The following is an 18,898-nucleotide window of genomic DNA, read 5'->3' on the forward strand; positions in this document are numbered from 1 at the left end:
CCCAACTTAACATTGAACATTTAACATTAAAATAAAAATATTATGGCTGACATTAAGAATTTGAACCCAGTTGAAATCTGGCGCAACTTTGACAAGTTAACACAAGTTCCACGTCCATCAGGACATTTGGAAAAAATTCAGGCTTATTTGCTCGATTGGGCAAAAGAAGCAGGTGTAGAGGCTTTCCAAGACCCAGCAGGCAACATCGTGATGCGCAAACCTGCTACTCCAGGTATGGAGAACCGCAAAGGCGTTATTATGCAGGCGCACATGGACATGGTTCCTCAGAAAGCACCAGACAGCAAGCATAATTTTGAAACAGACCCTATTGAAACCATCATCGATGGCGACTGGGTACGTGCTAATCATACAACACTCGGTAGCGACGACGGACTTGGCGTAGCTACAATCATGGCTGTAATGGAATCAAAAGATTTGCAGCATGGTCCTATCGAGGGCTTGATTACCGCCGACGAAGAGACAGGCATGTATGGTGCCAACGATCTCCCTGCAGGCGAACTGAACGGCGACATTCTCTTGAACTTCGATACCGAGGTTTGGGGCGAGTTCGTTATTGGTAGCGCTGGCGGTATCGACATCACAGCAACTCTCGATTATAAAGAGGTAGAAACCGACAAGGAAGATGCTGCCGTTAAGGTAACCCTCAAGGGATTGAAGGGCGGTCACTCCGGTATCGAGATCAACGAAGGCAGAGCGAATGCCAACAAGTGCATGGTTCGTTTCGTGCGTGAAGCTATTTCAGAACTCGATGCCCGTCTAGCTTCATGGCAGGGCGGCAACATGCGTAATGCCATCCCATTCCAGGCTGAGGTTGTTCTGACCCTGCCTAAGGAGAACATTGAAGCTTTGAATGACCTGGTAGCAGACTGGAAGGACGAAATCTGTGATGAGTTCGAAGGCATTGAGACAACCGAGAACATCGAGTTCTTCGCCGAGAATGTAGAGACTCCTAAGATGCAGGTTCCTGCCGAAATCCAGGATAATCTTGTAGATGCAATCTACGCTTGCCACGATGGCGTATTGCGTATGGCTCCATCTATGCCTGAAATCGTAGAGACCTCTTCAAACCTCGCAATCGTTGAGATTGGTGACGGCAAGGCTGCTATCAAGATTCTGGCCCGTTCCAGCCACGAATACTACAAGATGTATCTTGCCACAATGATAGAAAGCTGTTTCAACATGGCAGGCATGAAGGTTGAATTCAGCGGCAGCTACATGGGATGGAACCCTAACCCTAAGAGCGACATTCTGGAACACGTATTGAAGGTTTACAAAGAGCAGAACGGCACAGACGGTAAGGTACAGGCTGTTCACGCAGGTTTGGAGTGCTCTATCATCCTGAGCAAGTATCCTAACCTCGATGTCGTATCATTCGGTCCTACTCTTCTTAGTCCTCACACAGCCAATGAGCGTTGCCAGATCAGTTGCGTTGCTCCTTTCTGGAACCTCGTCAAGCAGCTCCTGACAGAGATTCCTGCAAAGTAAAAAATGGGGTACGAAATTACAAAAAGATTAAAAAAGAAAGCCGAGAGTGAAAATTCTCGGCTTTTTTGTTCCAGTTTTCAAAAGAAATCATTACCTTTGCAGTCGATTTCGCAAGTCTTGTAAAATCTCTGTAGCAGATCATACAAATTCACTTGCATAAGTTTCATTAAAATAACACCAAAATGGACGATTATCACGCGGAGAACAATAATGAATTGTAAGGCGTGGAGATTCAGCAACGATGAAGCCTTTCAGTAGGCCGTACCCAAGCGCTAGTCTCCATACCCCAAACTTTTATTATGTGGAGATTAGCAAACTATGAAGACTTATTGGAATATAGACAAGAATCTGACTGTACTCAATGAGTGGCAGCCAAACTGCTGGATACAAGTAACATGTCCAACTGATGAAGACCAGCGCTTGCTGGAAGAAGAATTCAAGATCCCTGATTATTTCCTCTCGGATATCAGCGATACCGATGAGCGTGCCCGCTATGAATATGACGATGGCTGGATGCTCATCATCCTCCGTATCCCTTATGTCAAGGAAATACGCAGCCGTACCCCATACACCACCGTGCCTCTGGGTATCATCCATAAGCGCGATGTTACCATCACCGTATGCTATTATGAAACCAATATGATGATTGATTTCGTAAGCTACCAGCAGAAGCGCAGCGAGGGGTTCACCGACTATGTAGACATGACCTTCCGTCTCTTCCTGTCATCAGCGGTTTGGTATCTGAAGCGATTGAAACAGATCAATTCGCTCATAGAAAAGGCAAAACGAAACCTCGATCATGGTGTGAACAATGAGAGCCTGATTGGCCTGAGCCGCCTGCAGGACTCCCTTACCTACTTCATCACCTCTATCCGAGGCAACGAGAATCTCCTGTCTAAGTTGAAGTTCAAGCTGCAGGTGGACGAACTTGATGCCGACCTCATCGAAGACGTAAACATCGAGATGACACAGGCACGCGAAACCACAAGCATCTACTCCGACATTCTGGAGTCGACGATGGATACCTATTCGAGCATCATCAACAACAACATGAATACCACGATGCGTACCCTGACCAGTATCAGTATCGTCATGATGTTGCCTACGCTGATTTCCTCATTGTTCGGTATGAACTTAATCAACGGTATGGAAGACAGCCATTACGGATTTGCCATTGCCCTGGTTATCTCCGTGCTCGTTTCTGCACTTTCATGGGGCTTCCTCAGATACAAACGCCTGCTCTAAGCATATACCACTCTGATATGCATTAAGTAGCTCGAAAGAGCACATAAAACGATGATTAGCAAGAAAAAGGCAATTATAAATACAAAAAAAATTAAAAAATCGAATATCATGGCAAGATATTCGATTTTTTTTTTTAAGTTTGCAACTTATTAATAATATAATTTTGTATGGGGTCGAATTGCAGATAAGCGACTACCGGCCCAAGAAACTCGAATCATAAACTAAACAAAGTGACATGATGGACTCTCAAGAAAAAGCTCTGTTGCAGCAGAGCACCCTGGAAGACCCTGCCAAGAAGGCTTATGCCACCAAGCAGGAAGTGCTCGAAAGAGTAAAGGAAATCGCTCATAGCAGCGAAAATCCAAACAAGGAGGAACTCGACCTACTCAAGACAACTTTCTACAAGATTCATCTCGCAGAAAGAGACGCACAGATGAAAGAGTATCTCGCAAAAGGCGGTGACCCAGAGAAGTATATCCTTCTACCGGATGACACCGAAGAAGCCTTCAAGGCTGAGATGCAACTCATCAAGGAGAAAAGAGCCAAGATCTTCCTGGCACAAGAAGAAGAAAAACAAGATAATCTCCGCAAAAAAGAGGAAATTATCGAAAAGATAAAGGCCATGACCACCTCACCGGAGGAGGCCAACAAATCATATCAGGACTTCAAGGCCTTGCAGCAGGAATGGAAGGAAATCAAGAACATCCCTGCAGACAAGGCAAACGAGGTATGGAAGAACTACCAGCTCTATGTAGAGCAGTTCTACGACATGCTCAAGTTGAACAGCGAAGCCCGCGAATATGACTTCAAGAAGAATCTTGAAGCCAAGACCAAACTCTGCGAGGCTGCAGAGAAACTCAATGAGGAAGAGGATGTTATTTCTGCCTTCCACCAGCTTCAGGACCTCCACCAGCAATATCGTGAGATTGGTCCTGTTGCCAAGGAGTTGAGAGAACAGATTTGGGAGCGTTTCAAGGCTGCCAGCACTGTTATCAACAAGAAGCACCAGCAGCACTTCGAAGACCTGCGTGCCAAGGAAGAGGAAAACCTCGCCAAGAAAACTGCCCTCTGCGAAAAGGTAGAGGCTGCCAACCAAGGAGAATACAAGACTGCTAAGGACTGGGAAAAGATTACCCAGGAAATCATAGAGATTCAGAAAGAGTGGCGCACTATCGGTTTTGCCCCTCAGAAAATGAACGTCAAGATTTTTGAGCGTTTCCGCATCGCCAACGATGAATTCTTCAACAAGAAGGCAGAATTCTTCAAAGGATTGAAAGATACCTACTCTGCCAATCTCGAAAAGAAACAGCAACTCGTAAACAAGGCAAAGGAACTGGCTGACAGTACAGACTGGAAGAAGACTGGCGACAAGTTCATCGCTCTCCAGAAAGAATGGAAGAAGGTGGGTACCGTACCTCATAAACAAGGCGAATTGCTCTGGAAGGAATTTCTGGATACCTGCAACAAGTTCTTCGAAGCCCGCAACAAGCAGAATGCCGGTTCACGCAGCGAGGAACATGCCAATCTGGACAAGAAGCGCAACATTATTGCCCAGCTCAAGGAACTTGTAGTTGCAGAGATTTCAGACAACGATTTCCAAAAGAAGCTCAAAGATCTTGCCAAGCAATATAGTGCAATCGGACACGTCCCTTTCAAAGAGAAAGACAAGGTCTATAAAGAGTATCATGAGGCTATCGATGCAGCCTATGAGAAACTTCACGCCACCAATGCCAAGCGCCACTTTGACAACTTCAAGAACAACTTGAAGAATGTTGCCAAGGAAGGCGGCAATGCACTCGGCAATGAGCGTGGTAAACTCTTGCGCCGCTACGACCAATTGCGCAGCGAGATTACTACCTACGAGAACAACCTCGGTTTCTTCAATACGGCCAGCAAGAAGGGCAACAGCCTGGTAGAAGAAATGAACCGTAAGATTGAGAAACTCAAGGCTGACCTCGAAATGGTAAAGCAGAAAATCAAGGCTATTGATGCCGAGAAGAAATAAATACAATAAACCCCAGGGCGAAAGCTCTGGGGTTTATTGTTATGAATACTCCATAAAACAGAATTTCTATAAACAAAAAAAACACCTTTCATTACTGAAAGATGCCTTACCGTATGAGTTGGGATACCCGGACTCGAACCAGGAATGACAGGACCAGAATCTGTAGTGTTACCATTACACCATATCCCAAACTTAAAATAGAACTTTTTGATTGTTGGGATACCCGGACTCGAACCAGGAATGACAGGACCAGAATCTGTAGTGTTACCATTACACCATATCCCAATATCAGCAAAAGAGATGTTCATTTCTCAATTGCGAGTGCAAAGGTACTAGTTTTTTTTGAACCTACAAAATTTTTCGGCACTTTTTTCTAAAAAAAGCGCAATTTCTTTAATTTTCCACATTTTTTTTGCCTTTTAAGTCGATTTTCCATTATAATAATGTATCTTTGCAGAAAAATAGAGAATATAAATTAAGTAAGAAAGAAAAGATAAATGAACACAGTTAAACAACTCGTAGAGACTATTAAAGAAGGTATACAAGAAAAGAAAGGTCAAGACATCGTTATCGCCGACCTGACAGAAATCGATGGAAGCATTGCCAAGTACTTCATCATCTGCCAGGGAGGAAGCCCTACTCAGGTTGAAGCTATCGCAGGTTCTGTGGGAGACATCGTGCGCAAGAACCTGAAAGAAAAACCTGTAAATGTAGCAGGTCTCGGCAACGACCAGTGGGTGGCAATGGACTTTGTTGACGTATTAGTACACATCTTCCTTCCGGAAGTACGTGCTTATTACGACCTCGAACATTTATGGGAGGATGCAAAGCTTACCCATATACCTAATCTCGACTAGTCAGTCTCTCCCATCCTACATGATGGTTCAGACATTGTTTTTCGACTAAAAGTTATACATATAAAATAAAATGGAACAAAGCAATAATATGAAGCCTCGTGGCAATGGCGGACCAAAGATGCCACGATTTAATATGACCTGGCTTTTCACCATCTGCCTCATCACCATGATTATCCTCTTCTTTACAGGAGGAGGCGATGCGATTGGAGGCAGCGCTGCCAAGGAAGCCACATACACCCAGTTCAAACAGTATGTAGACAAGGGTTATGTGCTCAGTGTTGTGGCCAATAAAACAGAAAGCACCCTCAAAATATACATCAACCCGAAATATACGCGCGATGTATACAATATGCCGGCAAAGTCTGTAGGTCCTAACCCGTACGTAAAAGTACAGTTCGGCTCGGTTGACGAAGTTGAACGCTATGCCAACCAGATGTTGAAGGAAAAGAAGATACGCTCCTTCAGCTACGATAACCAGAAGGATAACGACTTCTTAAGCACGCTCTTCAATCTGGCACCTCTGCTCTTCTTCGTATTCTTCATCCTTTGGATGTCTGGAAGATTCAGCGGCGGTATGGGCAGCGGCGGTATGGGCGGCGGCATCTTCAGCGTGGGCAAAAGCAAAGCTAAGATGTACGAAAAGGGAAATGCCATCGGCATCACCTTTAAGGATGTGGCCGGACAGGAAGGTGCCAAGCAGGAAGTGAAGGAAATTGTAGACTTCCTGAAAAACCCACAAAAATATACCGATTTGGGTGGTAAGATTCCAAAGGGAGCCCTTCTCGTAGGCCCTCCGGGAACTGGTAAGACCCTCTTGGCTAAGGCTGTTGCCGGCGAGGCTGGCGTACCTTTCTTCTCCATGAGCGGTTCCGACTTCGTTGAAATGTTCGTAGGTGTAGGTGCCTCACGTGTACGCGACCTTTTCCGTCAGGCTAAAGAGAAATCACCTTGTATCATCTTTATCGATGAGATTGATGCTGTAGGCCGTGCCCGCAGCAAGAACCCAGCCATGGGTGGTAATGATGAGCGCGAGAACACCTTGAACGCTCTCCTTACAGAGATGGATGGTTTCGGCACCAACAGTGGTGTCATCATCCTTGCTGCTACCAACCGTGTAGACATGCTCGACAGCGCCTTGCTCCGTGCCGGACGTTTCGACCGCGAAATTCACGTAGATCTCCCTGGTTTGAACGAACGTAAGGCTATCTTCCTGGTTCATCTCAAACCTATCAAGATAGACGAAACTGTAGATGTTGATCTCCTGGCCCGCCAGACTCCAGGTTTCTCGGGTGCAGATATTGCCAACGTTTGTAACGAGGCAGCCCTCATTGCTGCACGCCACGACAAGAAGGCTGTGTGCAAACAGGATTTCCTCGATGCAGTAGACCGTATTGTAGGCGGTCTGGAGAAGAAGACTAAGGTGATGACTGCCGACGAAAAGCGTAGCATCGCTCTCCACGAAGCAGGCCACGCAACCATCTCATGGTTCTGCCAGTATGCCAACCCTCTCATCAAGGTTACCATCGTACCTCGTGGTCAGGCTCTCGGTGCTGCATGGTATCTTCCAGAAGAGCGCCAGATAACCACCAAGGAACAGATGCTCGACGAGATGTGTTCATTAATGGGTGGACGTGCCGCAGAAGAACTCTTCACCGGTCATATTTCGTCAGGAGCCATGAACGACCTGGAGCGCGCCACAAAGAGTGCTTATGGTATGGTAGCTTATCTCGGTATGAGCAAGACGTTGCCAAACATCTGCTTTTACAACCGGAACGAATATGCATTCCAGCGTCCGTACTCTGAGTCTACAGCCCGCGAAATAGACCAGGAAGTTCTGAAGATTGTCAACGAGCAGTATACCCGTGCCAAGAACATTCTGATGGAGCACAAGGAAGGCCACAATGCCTTAGCAGAACTTCTGATTAAGAAAGAGGTGATTATGGCAGAAGACGTAGAACATATCTTTGGCAAGCGCCCTTGGTTGAGCCGTTCACAGGAAATCATGGAAGACGAACAGCCTAAGATAGACGATGACGCCGTAAAGGAACTTCCTGAAGTTCAGGCTGCCATCAAGGAGCATGAAGAGAACCAGAAGAAGAATGCAGATTCTGATGAGACTTCCAAGAAGGATGAAGGTTCGGAAGAAAACAAGAACGAATAAAACAAACCGATATGACTGACAAACAGAAGAATCTAGTGATAAGATCCATCACAGGCGTATTTTTCGTGGTGTGCATGGTATCTTGCTTTCTCAATCCCAGAGCAATGGTTATCCTGTTCGCCCTCATTACAGGATTGAGCATCTGGGAGTATTGCGGATTAGTTAACCAGAAGGAGAATGTTACGGTAAACCGTTTCATCAGCACCGTAGCGGGTGTTTACTTCTTCCTTGCCGTGGCTGGTTTCCGCATGGGCATTGTGGGCAATTTCGTGGTTTTCGTACCTTATCTGCTCACCATCCTCTATCTCTTCATCAGCGAACTGTATACGGGCAATAAGGATGCCATCAACGATTGGGCTTACACTATGCTCTCTCAGTTGTACATCGCCTTGCCTTTCTCGATGATTAATGTATTGAGTTTCGAGACATCAGCTTTCGATGGCCAGATACATTACGACATGCTGTTGCCTTTGAGCATTTTCATTTTCCTCTGGACCAATGATACCGGTGCCTATTGCAGCGGATCGCTTTTCGGCAAGCATAAGCTCTTTCCTCGCATCAGTCCAGCCAAGAGTTGGGAAGGCAGCATAGGCGGAGGCATATTCGTACTGATAGCAGCAGGTATCATCGGCTATATTGCCAACGATGGCGAAGCCCACCGTCTCAGCATTCTCGGTTGGGAAGGTTTAGGTCTGGTTGTGGTATTCTTCGGCACATGGGGCGATTTGGTAGAAAGCCTCTTCAAGCGTACCCTCGGAGTAAAGGATAGCGGCAACATCCTGCCAGGACATGGAGGCATGCTCGACCGCTTCGACTCTTCGCTCATGGCGATACCAGCAGCAGTAATCTACCTATACACCATCCAGTTGTTTGGATAATACATCTTTTATGAGATAAAGGCCAAACCTGCAGTTTGACCAAGCACAAAGAAAGGCAGGGATTCCTCAAAGAGAACCCCTGCCTTTTTTTTCATATCACCATAAAAAACACAAGTAGCTTCGTTGGCTTACGAAAGTACTTGCGATAAACTATGCTGTTATCTGTTATATTTCTTCAGTGCCTGCTTCACCATCTTGCCCCATGGCTTGATGAGATCATCTGTAATCTTTATGGGTGGCTGCATAGAAATGAAGGGTATACATCACATCCTCCACACCCTCGATAGGGCTCTTTGCCACGATATCAATATCCTGGTCCCAATGCGGACAGCCCATCAGGATGATATTATCCGGATCATACTTTCTGATTTCCGTGATGATGGTTTTAGCGTATACCTTCAAATCTGCCTTAGTCAGCAGTTCTGCAGCGGATTGATATCCGCCACAGAACTGAAAGAGATTGCTTTTTATCAAAACATTTCACCTTTTTCCTGTTCTTCTTCAAAGCGTTCACCCTTCTGGGCTTCCTGCGCCTCATACTGTGCTTGGGTTGCACGCTGCTGAGCCTCACGTGCCTTAGCCTCAGCCGCCAGTCGGGCTTTTTCTGCTCTTATTCTTGCCAGTTCAGCCTCTTCTTCTGCTCGCTTCTGCGCCGCCAAAGCTTCCTCTTCGGCACGTTTCTTAGCAGCCTCGGCTTCAGCTATCGCCTTCTGGCGCGCACGTTCTGCAGCCTCAGCTGCAGCTTTGGCTTCAGCTTCAGCACGCTCACGAGCCATACGGAGAAGCATTTCCCTACGCTTAACCAGAAGATCAAACATGATGCCCGCAGCCTCATCCGGCGCAACCTTATCGCCTAACTGAGTTCGAACTTCCTGATATTCTGCCAACATTTTATCCCTGCCAGGTTCTCCCGGAAGAATCTGATAAAGTTCGTTGGCAATACCATCAACCGAAAAGCGGTCGGCAAGCATCTCCGGCACAATCTCCTTATTGGCGATAAGATTCACCAGCGAGATAAACTTCACCTTGATGATATGCTTGAAACCGAAACGGATGAGATGAGGTACAGGCGTTTCATAACATACCACCTGAGGCACATCAAAAAGAGCCGTCTCTAAAGTTGCAGTACCACTGGTAACAAGAGCTGCCGTAGCATGCGACAAGAGCGGATAAGTCTTGTTACGCACCAGTTTGACAGGTGTACCTTTGATAAACTTCTCATAGTAAGCATCGTCTATCGAAGGAGCACCGGCAAGTACCATCTGATAATCTTCAAAACGCTCAGCCACCTCAATCATCGCCGGCAGATTGTCTTTGATTTCCTGCAGACGGCTTCCTGCCAGCAAAGCGATAACAGGGCGATAAGTGTCAAGATTATTCTCCTGACAGAATTCCGTAAAACTCTGATGATATCCCGACCTGAACTCCCCTACTTCCTGAGCCGTAGGATTACCTACATAGTGAATAGGATAACGGTGCTTCTTTTCGAAGAACGGCACCTCGAATGGCAAGATTGAAAAGAGTTCAGCGATATCACGTTTAATGCTGCGAATCCGCCACTCCTTCCATGCCCATATCTTAGGAGAAATGTAATAATAGGCAGGGATATTGGTGTTCTTTTTCAAGAACTTAGCTATCTTGAGATTAAATCCCGGATAATCTACCAGTATCACTACATCCGGCTTCCATTTCACAATATCTTCCTTGCATCTCTTCAGGTTCGAAAAGATGGTACCCAAATGTAGCAGTACAGGCACAAAACCCATATAAGCCAACTCCTTAAAATGCTTGACGCGAGTGCCACCTTCAGCAGCCATCAAATCACCGCCGAAGAAACGAAATTCAGCAAACTCGTCTATTTTTTTCAACGAGCGCATCAATCTGCTGGCATGCAAATCTCCACTAGCCTCGCCTACTATCAGGTAATACTTCATAATTCAAAATTCTTTAACCAATCATAATCCGTTACATCAATCTTAGTTGGGGTAATAGCGATGTAACCATGATTCACAGCCCACTGGTCGGTATCCGTTGCCTCCGGTTCGTCATTACGGTATTCACCCACCATCCAATAATAATCATATCCATGCGGATGAGTGCGATGATCCACCTCGTTGATCCAGGAGCCATGAGTCATCCGGCAACCCATGAAACCCTTGAACGGAGGCAAAGCCGGGAAGTTAACATTCAGACAGGTATATTCTGGCAATCCCTTCTCCAGCACCATCTTAACAACCTTCAGTACCCCATCGTGCAAAGGAGTGAGATCAGCATTTTCATCATAATTGCAACTGCTGAAGGCTATGCTTGGAATATGCTGCATACAGCCCTCCTTAGCTACACCCATAGTTCCCGAATAATGATTATTCACGCTCGAATTGTCACCATGATTGATACCGCCGATAATCAGATCAGGCTTGCGATCAGCAAGAAACTGATCCAACGCCAGTTTCACACAGTCAACCGGTGTGCCGCTACATGACCAAACCTCCACATCATTCCCCATATTGTGGCGACGCTTCAAGCGCAAGGGAGTAGTAGCCGAGAAGGCACAGGCGAATCCCGAACGGGCACTTTCCGGTGCTACAACCAGCAGGTCGCACCAGTCTTTCAGAAAGTTCACCAGGGTCTTGATTCCATTGGCATGATAGCCATCATCATTCGAAATTAATACTAACGGTTTCTTATTTTCCATAAAAATATCTTTCTTTTTGGTGCAAAAGTACGAAAAAACCTTTAAAGATAGCGACTTTCTCACAATATTTTTGTATCTTTGCCGAAAATTTACTAAGAAAATGGGAAAAATCATCGCATTAGCTAACCAAAAAGGCGGTGTAGGAAAGACTACTACCACCATTAACTTGGCAGCATCGCTTGCCACGCTAGAGAAAACTGTACTCGTAGTGGACGCCGACCCACAGGCAAACGCTTCCAGTGGATTGGGCGTGGACATCAGCGAGGTAGACTGCTCGCTCTACGAATGCATCATCGACCATGCAGACGTGCGCGATGCCATCTACACCACCGACATTGATGGACTCGACATCATTCCTAGTCATATCGACCTGGTAGGTGCCGAGATAGAGATGCTGAATCTCAAAAATCGCGAAAAGGTGATTAAGACATTACTGCAGCCTATCCGTGACGAATACGACTACATCCTGATAGACTGTTCGCCTTCGCTCGGCCTCATCACCGTCAATTCGTTGACGGCTGCCGACAGCGTCATCATCCCAGTTCAATGTGAATATTTCGCTCTTGAAGGTATCAGCAAATTACTCAACACCATCAAGATCATCAAGAGCAAGCTGAATCCGAAACTCGAGATAGAAGGTTTCCTGCTCACCATGTATGATAGTCGTCTACGCCTTGCCAACCAGATATACGACGAGGTGAAACGCCACTTCCAGGAATTGGTGTTCAAGACCGTAATCCAGCGCAACGTGAAGCTGAGCGAGAGTCCGAGCCATGGTCTCCCAGTTATCCTTTACGATGCAGAAAGCAATGGAGCCAAGAACCATCTGGCCTTGGCAAAGGAGATTATCAACAAGAATAGTTAAGATTTGGAAATTGAACCCTTTTAGAAAGTTCAATGTTCAAAATTAAAAGTAAAAAAATGGCAGTACACAAGAAATACAACAACGGTACAAAGAGCAACGCTTTAGGACGCGGACTCGATGCCCTCATCTCTACCGAGGGAGTGCGCACCCAGGGCAGCAGTACCATCAATGAAATTCCTCTCGACCAGATTGAGGCGAATCCCAATCAGCCACGCCGGGAGTTTGACGACGAAGCCCTACATGAGCTCGCCGAAAGCATCAAGGCCATAGGCATCATCCAGCCTATCACCTTAAGACAGGTTTCAGAAAACAGATTCCAGATTATCGCCGGTGAACGCCGCTGGCGCGCTTCACAACTTGCGGGGCTGACAGCTATCCCTGCATACATCCGCACCATCAGCGATGAGAACGTAATGGAAATGGCGCTCGTAGAGAATATCCAGCGCCAAGACCTCAACGCCATAGAAATAGCACTCGCCTACGAACACCTTCTGGAAAACGAGGGTATGACACAGGAGAAAATTTCAGAACGTGTGGGCAAGAGCCGTGCAGCTATCGCCAACTATCTGCGACTGCTCAAACTTCCTGCCCAGGTGCAGATGGCACTACAGAAGAAAGAAATCGACATGGGTCATTGCCGTGCCCTACTGGCCCTCGACTCACCTTCGCTGCAAATCAAGTTGTTCAAGGAGATACAGAAGAACGGCTACTCAGTAAGAAAGGTTGAAGAGATGGTACAGCGACTCAAGAGCGGAGAAGACATCGAGAGCGGTAAGAAAACCATCACGGCTAAGGCTCAGATGCCTGAGGAATTTACACAACTCAAAAACCGCCTGTCACAGTTCCTCAATACCAAAGTGCAGTTCACCTGCTCTGCTAAGGGCAAGGGAAAAATCAGCATTCCATTCGCCAACGAAGAGGAGCTGGAGCACATCATGAATGTTTTCGATCAGTTAAAGCAAGAATAAAAGTGAAACTCAGTATATCACAAATCTGTTTGGCAACCCTGCTGCTTCTGGCACCGATGGGCGCACAGGCACAGAAGTCGAAACAAAAAAAACAAGTGACCGATGTGCCAACCATTGCATCAGCCGACTCGGCAAAAATAGCCATAGACTCGATGCTTACCGCACAAGACAGCAGCAAACTGGCAAGCCTCACCCAACCAACAAAGCCTGTACGCAAAAAGCGCAACTGGGCAACTTGGCGACCTGATACCAAGCGTGCCATGTGGTTGGCACTTGTATTACCTGGTGCCGGACAGATATACAATCGCAAATATTGGAAACTGCCTTTCATCTATGGCGGTTTCGTAGGCTGTACATACGCCATCACCTGGAACAACCAGATGTATCACGACTATTCGCAAGCCTACATGGATATTATGGACGATGACCCCAACACCCAGAGCTACAATCAGTTTCTGCACTTGGGCGCCCAGATCAACGAATCGAACATAGAACGCTATAAGGAAATCTTCCGCAAGCGAAAAGATAAATATCGCCGTTGGAGAGACTTGGGAACCTTCGTCATGATAGGCATCTATGCCTTCTCAGTGATTGATGCCTACGTAGATGCATCGCTCTCGGAATTTGACATCTCCGATGATCTCTCGCTCAGAATAGAGCCTACCATGCTGAATAACGGCAACAAGACTGCCAATCCATTGCGGTCTGGAAGCCTCGGCGTAAGTTGCTCACTCACATTTTAATGCGTGAGGAGTTAGAATACACCTATATATATTATAACGCAAAATAGAAATTAGAAACATAGACGAGATAAAACATCAATATGAAGAAAATACTAGTCATGGCAGCAGCGATGCTGTTCAGCTTACAAGGCATTCATGCCCAAACCGACGTTACAGAAGAAACAGATAGCGATGATATCATCACCGTTACCGACAAAGACGGAAAGCAAGAGGAAATCGAAGTACCAGAGGGAATGGAAGATAACCTCGACAGCCTGCTCCACCTTTACAATGCACAGACTTACATGATGGCAGATACAACCTGCAAATACCGCGATGTAAACCCTGTCTTCGAGAAGGAAGTGTATATCGACCGTCTGAAGAGAATGCCTACCATCATCGAAATGCCATACAATGAGGTAGTACAGAAATTCATAGACCGATACAGCGGCAAACTACGCCGTTCGGTAAGTTTCATGTTGGGAGCAAGTAACTTCTACATGCCTATCTTCGAAGAGGCATTAGAGGCTTACAACCTGCCACTGGAACTGAAATATCTGCCAGTTATTGAATCGGCACTCAACCCTAAAGCTGTATCACGCGTTGGTGCCACAGGTTTATGGCAGTTTATGCTGCCTACCGGCAAGCGATATGGACTGGAAGTAAACTCACTCATCGATGAACGCCGCGACCCGGTAAAAGCATCCTATGCAGCCGCTCACTATCTGAGCGACCTGTACAAAATATTCGACGATTGGAGCCTCGTGATTGCAGCTTACAACTGCGGTCCAACCAATGTCAACAAGGCCATCCATCGTGCAAAAGGCAACGCCGACTACTGGAACATCTATCCATATCTGCCAAAGGAAACACGTGGATATGTACCAGCTTTCATCGCTGCCAACTACATCATGAACTACTACTGCGATCATAACATCTGCCCTATGGTAAGCGAACTGCCAGTAAAGACAGACACTATCGTAGTATCAAAAGATATCCACCTGGAGCAGATTTCCAAAGTGCTGAACATCAACATCGAGCACCTGCGCAATCTGAATCCACAGTATCGTCATGATATCATCAACGGATTGAACCATCCGATGGTATTGCGTCTTCCATCTACCCTCATCGGTAGTTTCATCGACCAGCAGGACAGCATCTGTGCTTACAGAGCCGATGAACTCTTCCTGAAGCGCGCTACAGTAGATGTCAACGATGCACAACCTACCTATAGCCGCCCACGAAGCAGCTACAGTCGCCACAGCTCTTCTTCACGCAGCAAGAAGAGCAAGCGAGGCAGAAACAGAAAACAAGGCAACAAGAGTGTAACCATCAAGAATGGTGATACCCTTTCTGAAATAGCAGCACGCCACGGAACAACCGTTAAGAAACTGCGCAAACTGAACGGCATCAAGGGTAACAGTATCCGTGCCGGAAAGAAAATCAAAGTGAAATAAAAGAACTACGTCCGCTGTAGTTTTTTCAGTCTAATTAAGAACATTATTTATTGGAGGGACCCACTATGGATGACCAGAACTTGAAAGACCTCGAAAGAGAGCAGGCTGACAACCAGTTGATTGGCGATGCCTTTCAACACCTGCTTGACACCTACCTGAGTTCGCGACACCGCAAGAAGGTAGATATAGTGACCAAGGCATTCAACTTCGCCCGACAGGCGCACAAAGGTGTGCGCCGCCTTTCGGGCGAACCATATATCATGCACCCTATCGCCGTGGCTCAGATAGCCTGCGAGGAGATGGGGCTCGGCTCAACGAGCATCTGTGCCGCACTGCTTCATGATGTGGTAGAAGATACCGACTACACAGTAGAAGATATCTCAAACATCTTTGGAGCCAAGGTGGCACAAATCGTTGATGGACTCACCAAAATCAGTGGTGGAATCTTCGGCGATAAGGCATCAGCACAGGCAGAAAACTTCAAAAAACTGTTGCTCACTATGAGCGATGACATCCGTGTTATCCTTATCAAGATTTGCGACCGCCTGCACAACATGCGCACGCTGGAATCGCAACCGGCCAACAAACAATACAAGATTGCGGGCGAAACCTTGTATATTTATGCACCTCTCGCCAACCGATTGGGCTTGAACAAAATCAAGACCGAACTCGAAGACCTCAGTTTCCGCTACGACCATCCACAGGAGTATGCCAATATTGAGCATAAACTTGCCGATACCGAATCGCAGCGCGATACCCTCTTCGAGAGTTTTACTGCACCTATCCGCGAAGAACTCGACAAGTTAGGCGTAGAATACAAGATTAAAGCACGTGTGAAGAGCCCTTATTCTATTTGGAACAAGATGCAGAACAAGCACGTTACCTTCGATGAGATTTACGACATTCTTGCTGTGCGCATCATCTTTACGCCAAAGGTGAGAGCAAACGAAGTAAACGAATGCTTCAATATCTACGTAGCCATCAGCAAAATCTACAAGAGCCATCCAGACCGTCTGCGCGACTGGTTGAACCATCCGAAAGCAAACGGTTATCAGGCACTCCACGTTACCCTGATGAGTAAGCAGGGAAGATGGATAGAAGTGCAGATCCGTTCCGACCGTATGGACGAGGTAGCAGAAAAGGGGTTTGCTGCCCACTGGAAATACAAAGAAGGAAACGAAGGTGAATATACAGAAGATGAGAACGAGCTGAACGACTGGCTCAGCACCATCAAGGAGATTCTGGACGATCCGCAGCCGGATGCCATGGACTTCCTCGATGCCATCAAGCTGAACCTCTATGCTTCAGAAATCTTCGTCTTCACACCAAAGGGAGAAATCAAAACGATGCCGGCAGGCTGTACTGCCCTCGACTTCGCCTTCCAGATTCATACCTTCCTGGGCAGCCACTGCATTGGAGCCAAGGTAAACCATAAACTGGTTCCGCTGAGCCATAAGCTGCAAAGTGGCGACCAGGTTGAGATTCTTACTTCCAAGAGCCAGCATGTACAGGAAGAATGGGTAAACTTCGTCAGTTCAGCCAAGGCAAAGAGCAAGATTCTTGCCATCCTGCGCCGCGATTCACGAGAGGTTCAGAAGAAGGGAGAAAACATACTCACCGAATGGCTCAAGAAGAACAGCATTGAGATGAGTGCGTCGGTGGTAGACCGCCTATGCGATTTTCATAATATCCAGAAGCCTGAAACCCTCTTCCAGTCATTGGGAGACCATCAGATTATCCTGGGCGATAAAGATTTCGATGAGTTGCAGGGCAAGCCTAAGAAACAGCAGGCCAGCAGCTGGCGCAATTATATCCCATTCCTGGGCAAGAGCAAGGAGAAGGCTCAAGAAAAAGGCATCGTGAAGCCTCAGGATCTTTTCGTGGTGGGCAAAGACTTCAACAAGAAGAAGCCACTCATCCTGACCGAGGAGAACATCAACCAGTTTATCTTCCCTAGCTGCTGCCATGCGATTCCTGGCGATGACGTTATGGGCTTTATCGACAACAAGAACCGCATCGAAATACATAAGCGCTCTTGCAGCATAGCAGCCAAACTGAAGTCCAGTTTCGGCAACCGCATCGTAGATGCCAAATGGGATATGCACAAGCAGATACTCTTCGATGCTACCATCGAAATCAAGGGTATCGACCGTAAGGGCATGCTGCTGGATGTAAGTAAGGTGATTAGCGACCAGTTGGGTATCAATATCCACAAGATAACAATCAGTAGTGATAACGGCATCTTCGACGGAACAATCGAACTCCGTATTCACGACCGCGAAGAAGTCAAAACCATTATGAATCAACTCCGAAATATTGATGATCTGCAGGAAGTACAGAGAATCCTGTAACTTAGGAGTTTATGATAATAAAGAAAAGATAAATAATAGAGAATCGCCGGATTTAAAATTTGGCGATTCTCTATGAAATCATACAGATTTCAACATCTTTATAGAAATCGATTCAAAACAAAAAACTTAAAAACAATATGAAAAAATTATTCTTATCATTTTTAATGATGTTGACCCTGTTGCCTCTGGCAGCAGCCAACAAGTATGACAACCCAGATACCCTGGTAGTATCCCGTGACGGAACAGGCGAATTCCGCACCATCGACGAGGCCATCGAAGTGTGCCGCGCCTTCATGGACTACACCAAGGTAATCTATGTAAAGAAGGGAGTTTACAAGGAGAAGCTCATCATCCCAACCTGGCTCACCAACATCACCATCTGCGGTGAAGACCGTGACCAGACTATCATCACCTGGGATGACCACGCCAACATCCTGATGCCTATCGGCGGTCTTGACTCCGAGGCAGCAGCCAAAGGCAAGAAGATGGGCACCTTCCGCACTTACACCCTCAAGGTGCAGGGCAACTATATCACGCTGAAGAATATCACTATCGAGAACAATGCCGCCAAACTGGGACAGGCAGTGGCTCTCCACATCGAAGGCGACCATATTCTGGTACAGAACTGCCGACTCTTGGGAAATCAGGACACCGTATATACAGGCAGAGCAGGCTCTCGCATTGCCTTCTACGACTGCTACATCGAGGGTACCACCGATTTCATCTTCGGTCCTAGCCTGGCATGGTTTGAGAATTGTGAGATTCACAGCAAGGCCGACAGCTACATTACAGCCGCATCAAGCCCAGCCGGTCAGAAATACGGCTATGTGTTCAACAAGTGCAGATTAACAGCAGCCGATGGTGTAAAGAAAGTATATCTGGGTCGTCCTTGGCGTCCGTTCGCCAAGACTCTCTTCATGAATTGCGAGATGGGCAGCCACATCCGTCCTGAGGGTTGGCACAACTGGAACAACTCTAAGAACGAAGAAACGACAGAATATAGCGAGTACAAGAACCATGGTCCAGGTGCCGCCACCAAGGGCAGAGTAGCCTGGAGCCATCAGCTGAGCAAGAAAGAGGCAGGCAAGGTTACTATCGCCAAGGTTTTCGGCGAAGAAGCGTGGTAAACCACCATCCCCTACCCTTTCAACTAATCATAAAGTTCAAAGCTCAAAGTTCAAAGCTCAA

General features: G+C 46.7%; 13 protein-coding genes, 2 tRNA genes and 2 pseudogenes. 12 read left to right on the forward strand and 5 right to left on the reverse strand.

All coding sequences use genetic code 11. The features are described 5' to 3' along the window. Nucleotides 1-42: 42 nt before the first annotated feature. The 3 genes from ONT18_RS08490 to ONT18_RS08500 all read left to right on the forward strand — a co-directional run bounded on the left by ONT18_RS08490 (nucleotide 43) and on the right by ONT18_RS08500 (nucleotide 4,756). Nucleotides 43-1,506 carry an aminoacyl-histidine dipeptidase gene (locus ONT18_RS08490; protein ID WP_022121434.1) on the forward strand — a complete coding sequence of 488 codons (1,464 nt, stop codon included), beginning with the start codon at nucleotides 43-45 and terminating at the stop codon, nucleotides 1,504-1,506. 318 nt (nucleotides 1,507-1,824) lie between these two features. Continuing rightward, nucleotides 1,825-2,751: a magnesium transporter CorA family protein gene (locus tag ONT18_RS08495; RefSeq protein ID WP_022121433.1), complete on the forward strand. Its 927-nt coding sequence runs from the start codon at nucleotides 1,825-1,827 to the stop codon at nucleotides 2,749-2,751. A 235-nt stretch (nucleotides 2,752-2,986) separates the two neighbouring features. Beyond that, on the forward strand, nucleotides 2,987-4,756 hold the full coding sequence (locus tag ONT18_RS08500; protein ID WP_118191423.1) for a DUF349 domain-containing protein: 1,770 nt from the start codon (nucleotides 2,987-2,989) through the stop codon (nucleotides 4,754-4,756). 118 nt (nucleotides 4,757-4,874) lie between these two features. Here the strand turns inward: ONT18_RS08500 and ONT18_RS08505 are convergent. Next, a tRNA-Gln gene (locus ONT18_RS08505) sits at nucleotides 4,875-4,945 on the reverse strand. 25 nt (nucleotides 4,946-4,970) lie between these two features. Next, nucleotides 4,971-5,041 (reverse strand) — tRNA-Gln (locus ONT18_RS08510). Between the two features lie 212 nt (nucleotides 5,042-5,253). Between ONT18_RS08510 and rsfS the strand changes: the two genes are divergently transcribed. The 3 genes from rsfS to ONT18_RS08525 all read left to right on the forward strand — a co-directional run bounded on the left by rsfS (nucleotide 5,254) and on the right by ONT18_RS08525 (nucleotide 8,652). Next, nucleotides 5,254-5,613, forward strand: coding sequence for a ribosome silencing factor (rsfS, locus tag ONT18_RS08515; RefSeq protein ID WP_117586022.1), 360 nt, complete (start codon nucleotides 5,254-5,256; stop codon nucleotides 5,611-5,613). A 70-nt stretch (nucleotides 5,614-5,683) separates the two neighbouring features. Beyond that, complete coding sequence (gene ftsH, locus ONT18_RS08520) at nucleotides 5,684-7,774, forward strand: ATP-dependent zinc metalloprotease FtsH (RefSeq protein ID WP_117691719.1); 2,091 nt, start codon at nucleotides 5,684-5,686, stop codon at nucleotides 7,772-7,774. Between the two features lie 11 nt (nucleotides 7,775-7,785). Further along, on the forward strand, nucleotides 7,786-8,652 hold the full coding sequence (locus tag ONT18_RS08525; protein WP_022121429.1) for a phosphatidate cytidylyltransferase: 867 nt from the start codon (nucleotides 7,786-7,788) through the stop codon (nucleotides 8,650-8,652). Between the two features lie 228 nt (nucleotides 8,653-8,880). Here ONT18_RS08525 and ONT18_RS08530 read toward each other — a convergent pair. The 3 genes and pseudogenes from ONT18_RS08530 to surE form a co-directional block, all read right to left on the reverse strand. Next, a pseudogene (locus tag ONT18_RS08530) lies at nucleotides 8,881-9,054 on the reverse strand (cellulase family glycosylhydrolase); the annotation flags it as partial. Nucleotides 9,055-9,443: 389 nt separating this feature from the next. Further along, a pseudogene (gene lpxB / locus ONT18_RS08535) lies at nucleotides 9,444-10,586 on the reverse strand (lipid-A-disaccharide synthase); the annotation flags it as partial. Beyond that, complete coding sequence (gene surE, locus ONT18_RS08540; RefSeq protein WP_264904949.1) at nucleotides 10,583-11,347, reverse strand: 5'/3'-nucleotidase SurE; 765 nt, start codon at nucleotides 11,345-11,347, stop codon at nucleotides 10,583-10,585. The pseudogene lpxB and the gene surE, both read right to left, overlap by 4 nt. Nucleotides 11,348-11,447: 100 nt before the next feature. Between surE and ONT18_RS08545 the strand changes: the two genes are divergently transcribed. The 6 genes from ONT18_RS08545 (at nucleotide 11,448) to ONT18_RS08570 (ending at nucleotide 18,837) form a co-directional block, all read left to right on the forward strand. After that, nucleotides 11,448-12,212 (forward strand): ParA family protein, encoded by a 765-nt coding sequence (locus tag ONT18_RS08545; RefSeq protein WP_117586026.1) that lies wholly within the window; start codon nucleotides 11,448-11,450, stop codon nucleotides 12,210-12,212. A gap of 56 nt (nucleotides 12,213-12,268) precedes the next feature. Further along, nucleotides 12,269-13,180 (forward strand): ParB/RepB/Spo0J family partition protein, encoded by a 912-nt coding sequence (locus ONT18_RS08550; RefSeq protein ID WP_022121424.1) that lies wholly within the window; start codon nucleotides 12,269-12,271, stop codon nucleotides 13,178-13,180. 56 nt (nucleotides 13,181-13,236) lie between these two features. Next, on the forward strand, nucleotides 13,237-13,923 hold the full coding sequence (locus tag ONT18_RS08555) for a DUF5683 domain-containing protein (RefSeq protein WP_264906836.1): 687 nt from the start codon (nucleotides 13,237-13,239) through the stop codon (nucleotides 13,921-13,923). A gap of 80 nt (nucleotides 13,924-14,003) precedes the next feature. Continuing rightward, a complete protein-coding gene (locus tag ONT18_RS08560; protein WP_264904952.1) occupies nucleotides 14,004-15,359 on the forward strand; it encodes a lytic transglycosylase domain-containing protein in 1,356 nt (451 codons plus the stop codon). Between the two features lie 65 nt (nucleotides 15,360-15,424). Then, complete coding sequence (locus ONT18_RS08565; RefSeq protein ID WP_218459866.1) at nucleotides 15,425-17,710, forward strand: RelA/SpoT family protein; 2,286 nt, start codon at nucleotides 15,425-15,427, stop codon at nucleotides 17,708-17,710. Between the two features lie 137 nt (nucleotides 17,711-17,847). Further along, on the forward strand, nucleotides 17,848-18,837 hold the full coding sequence (locus ONT18_RS08570; RefSeq protein WP_264904956.1) for a pectinesterase family protein: 990 nt from the start codon (nucleotides 17,848-17,850) through the stop codon (nucleotides 18,835-18,837). Nucleotides 18,838-18,898 lie beyond the last annotated feature (61 nt).

This window comes from Segatella copri (assembly GCF_026015295.1).
Taxonomy (GTDB): Bacteria; Bacteroidota; Bacteroidia; order Bacteroidales; family Bacteroidaceae; genus Prevotella; species Prevotella copri_C.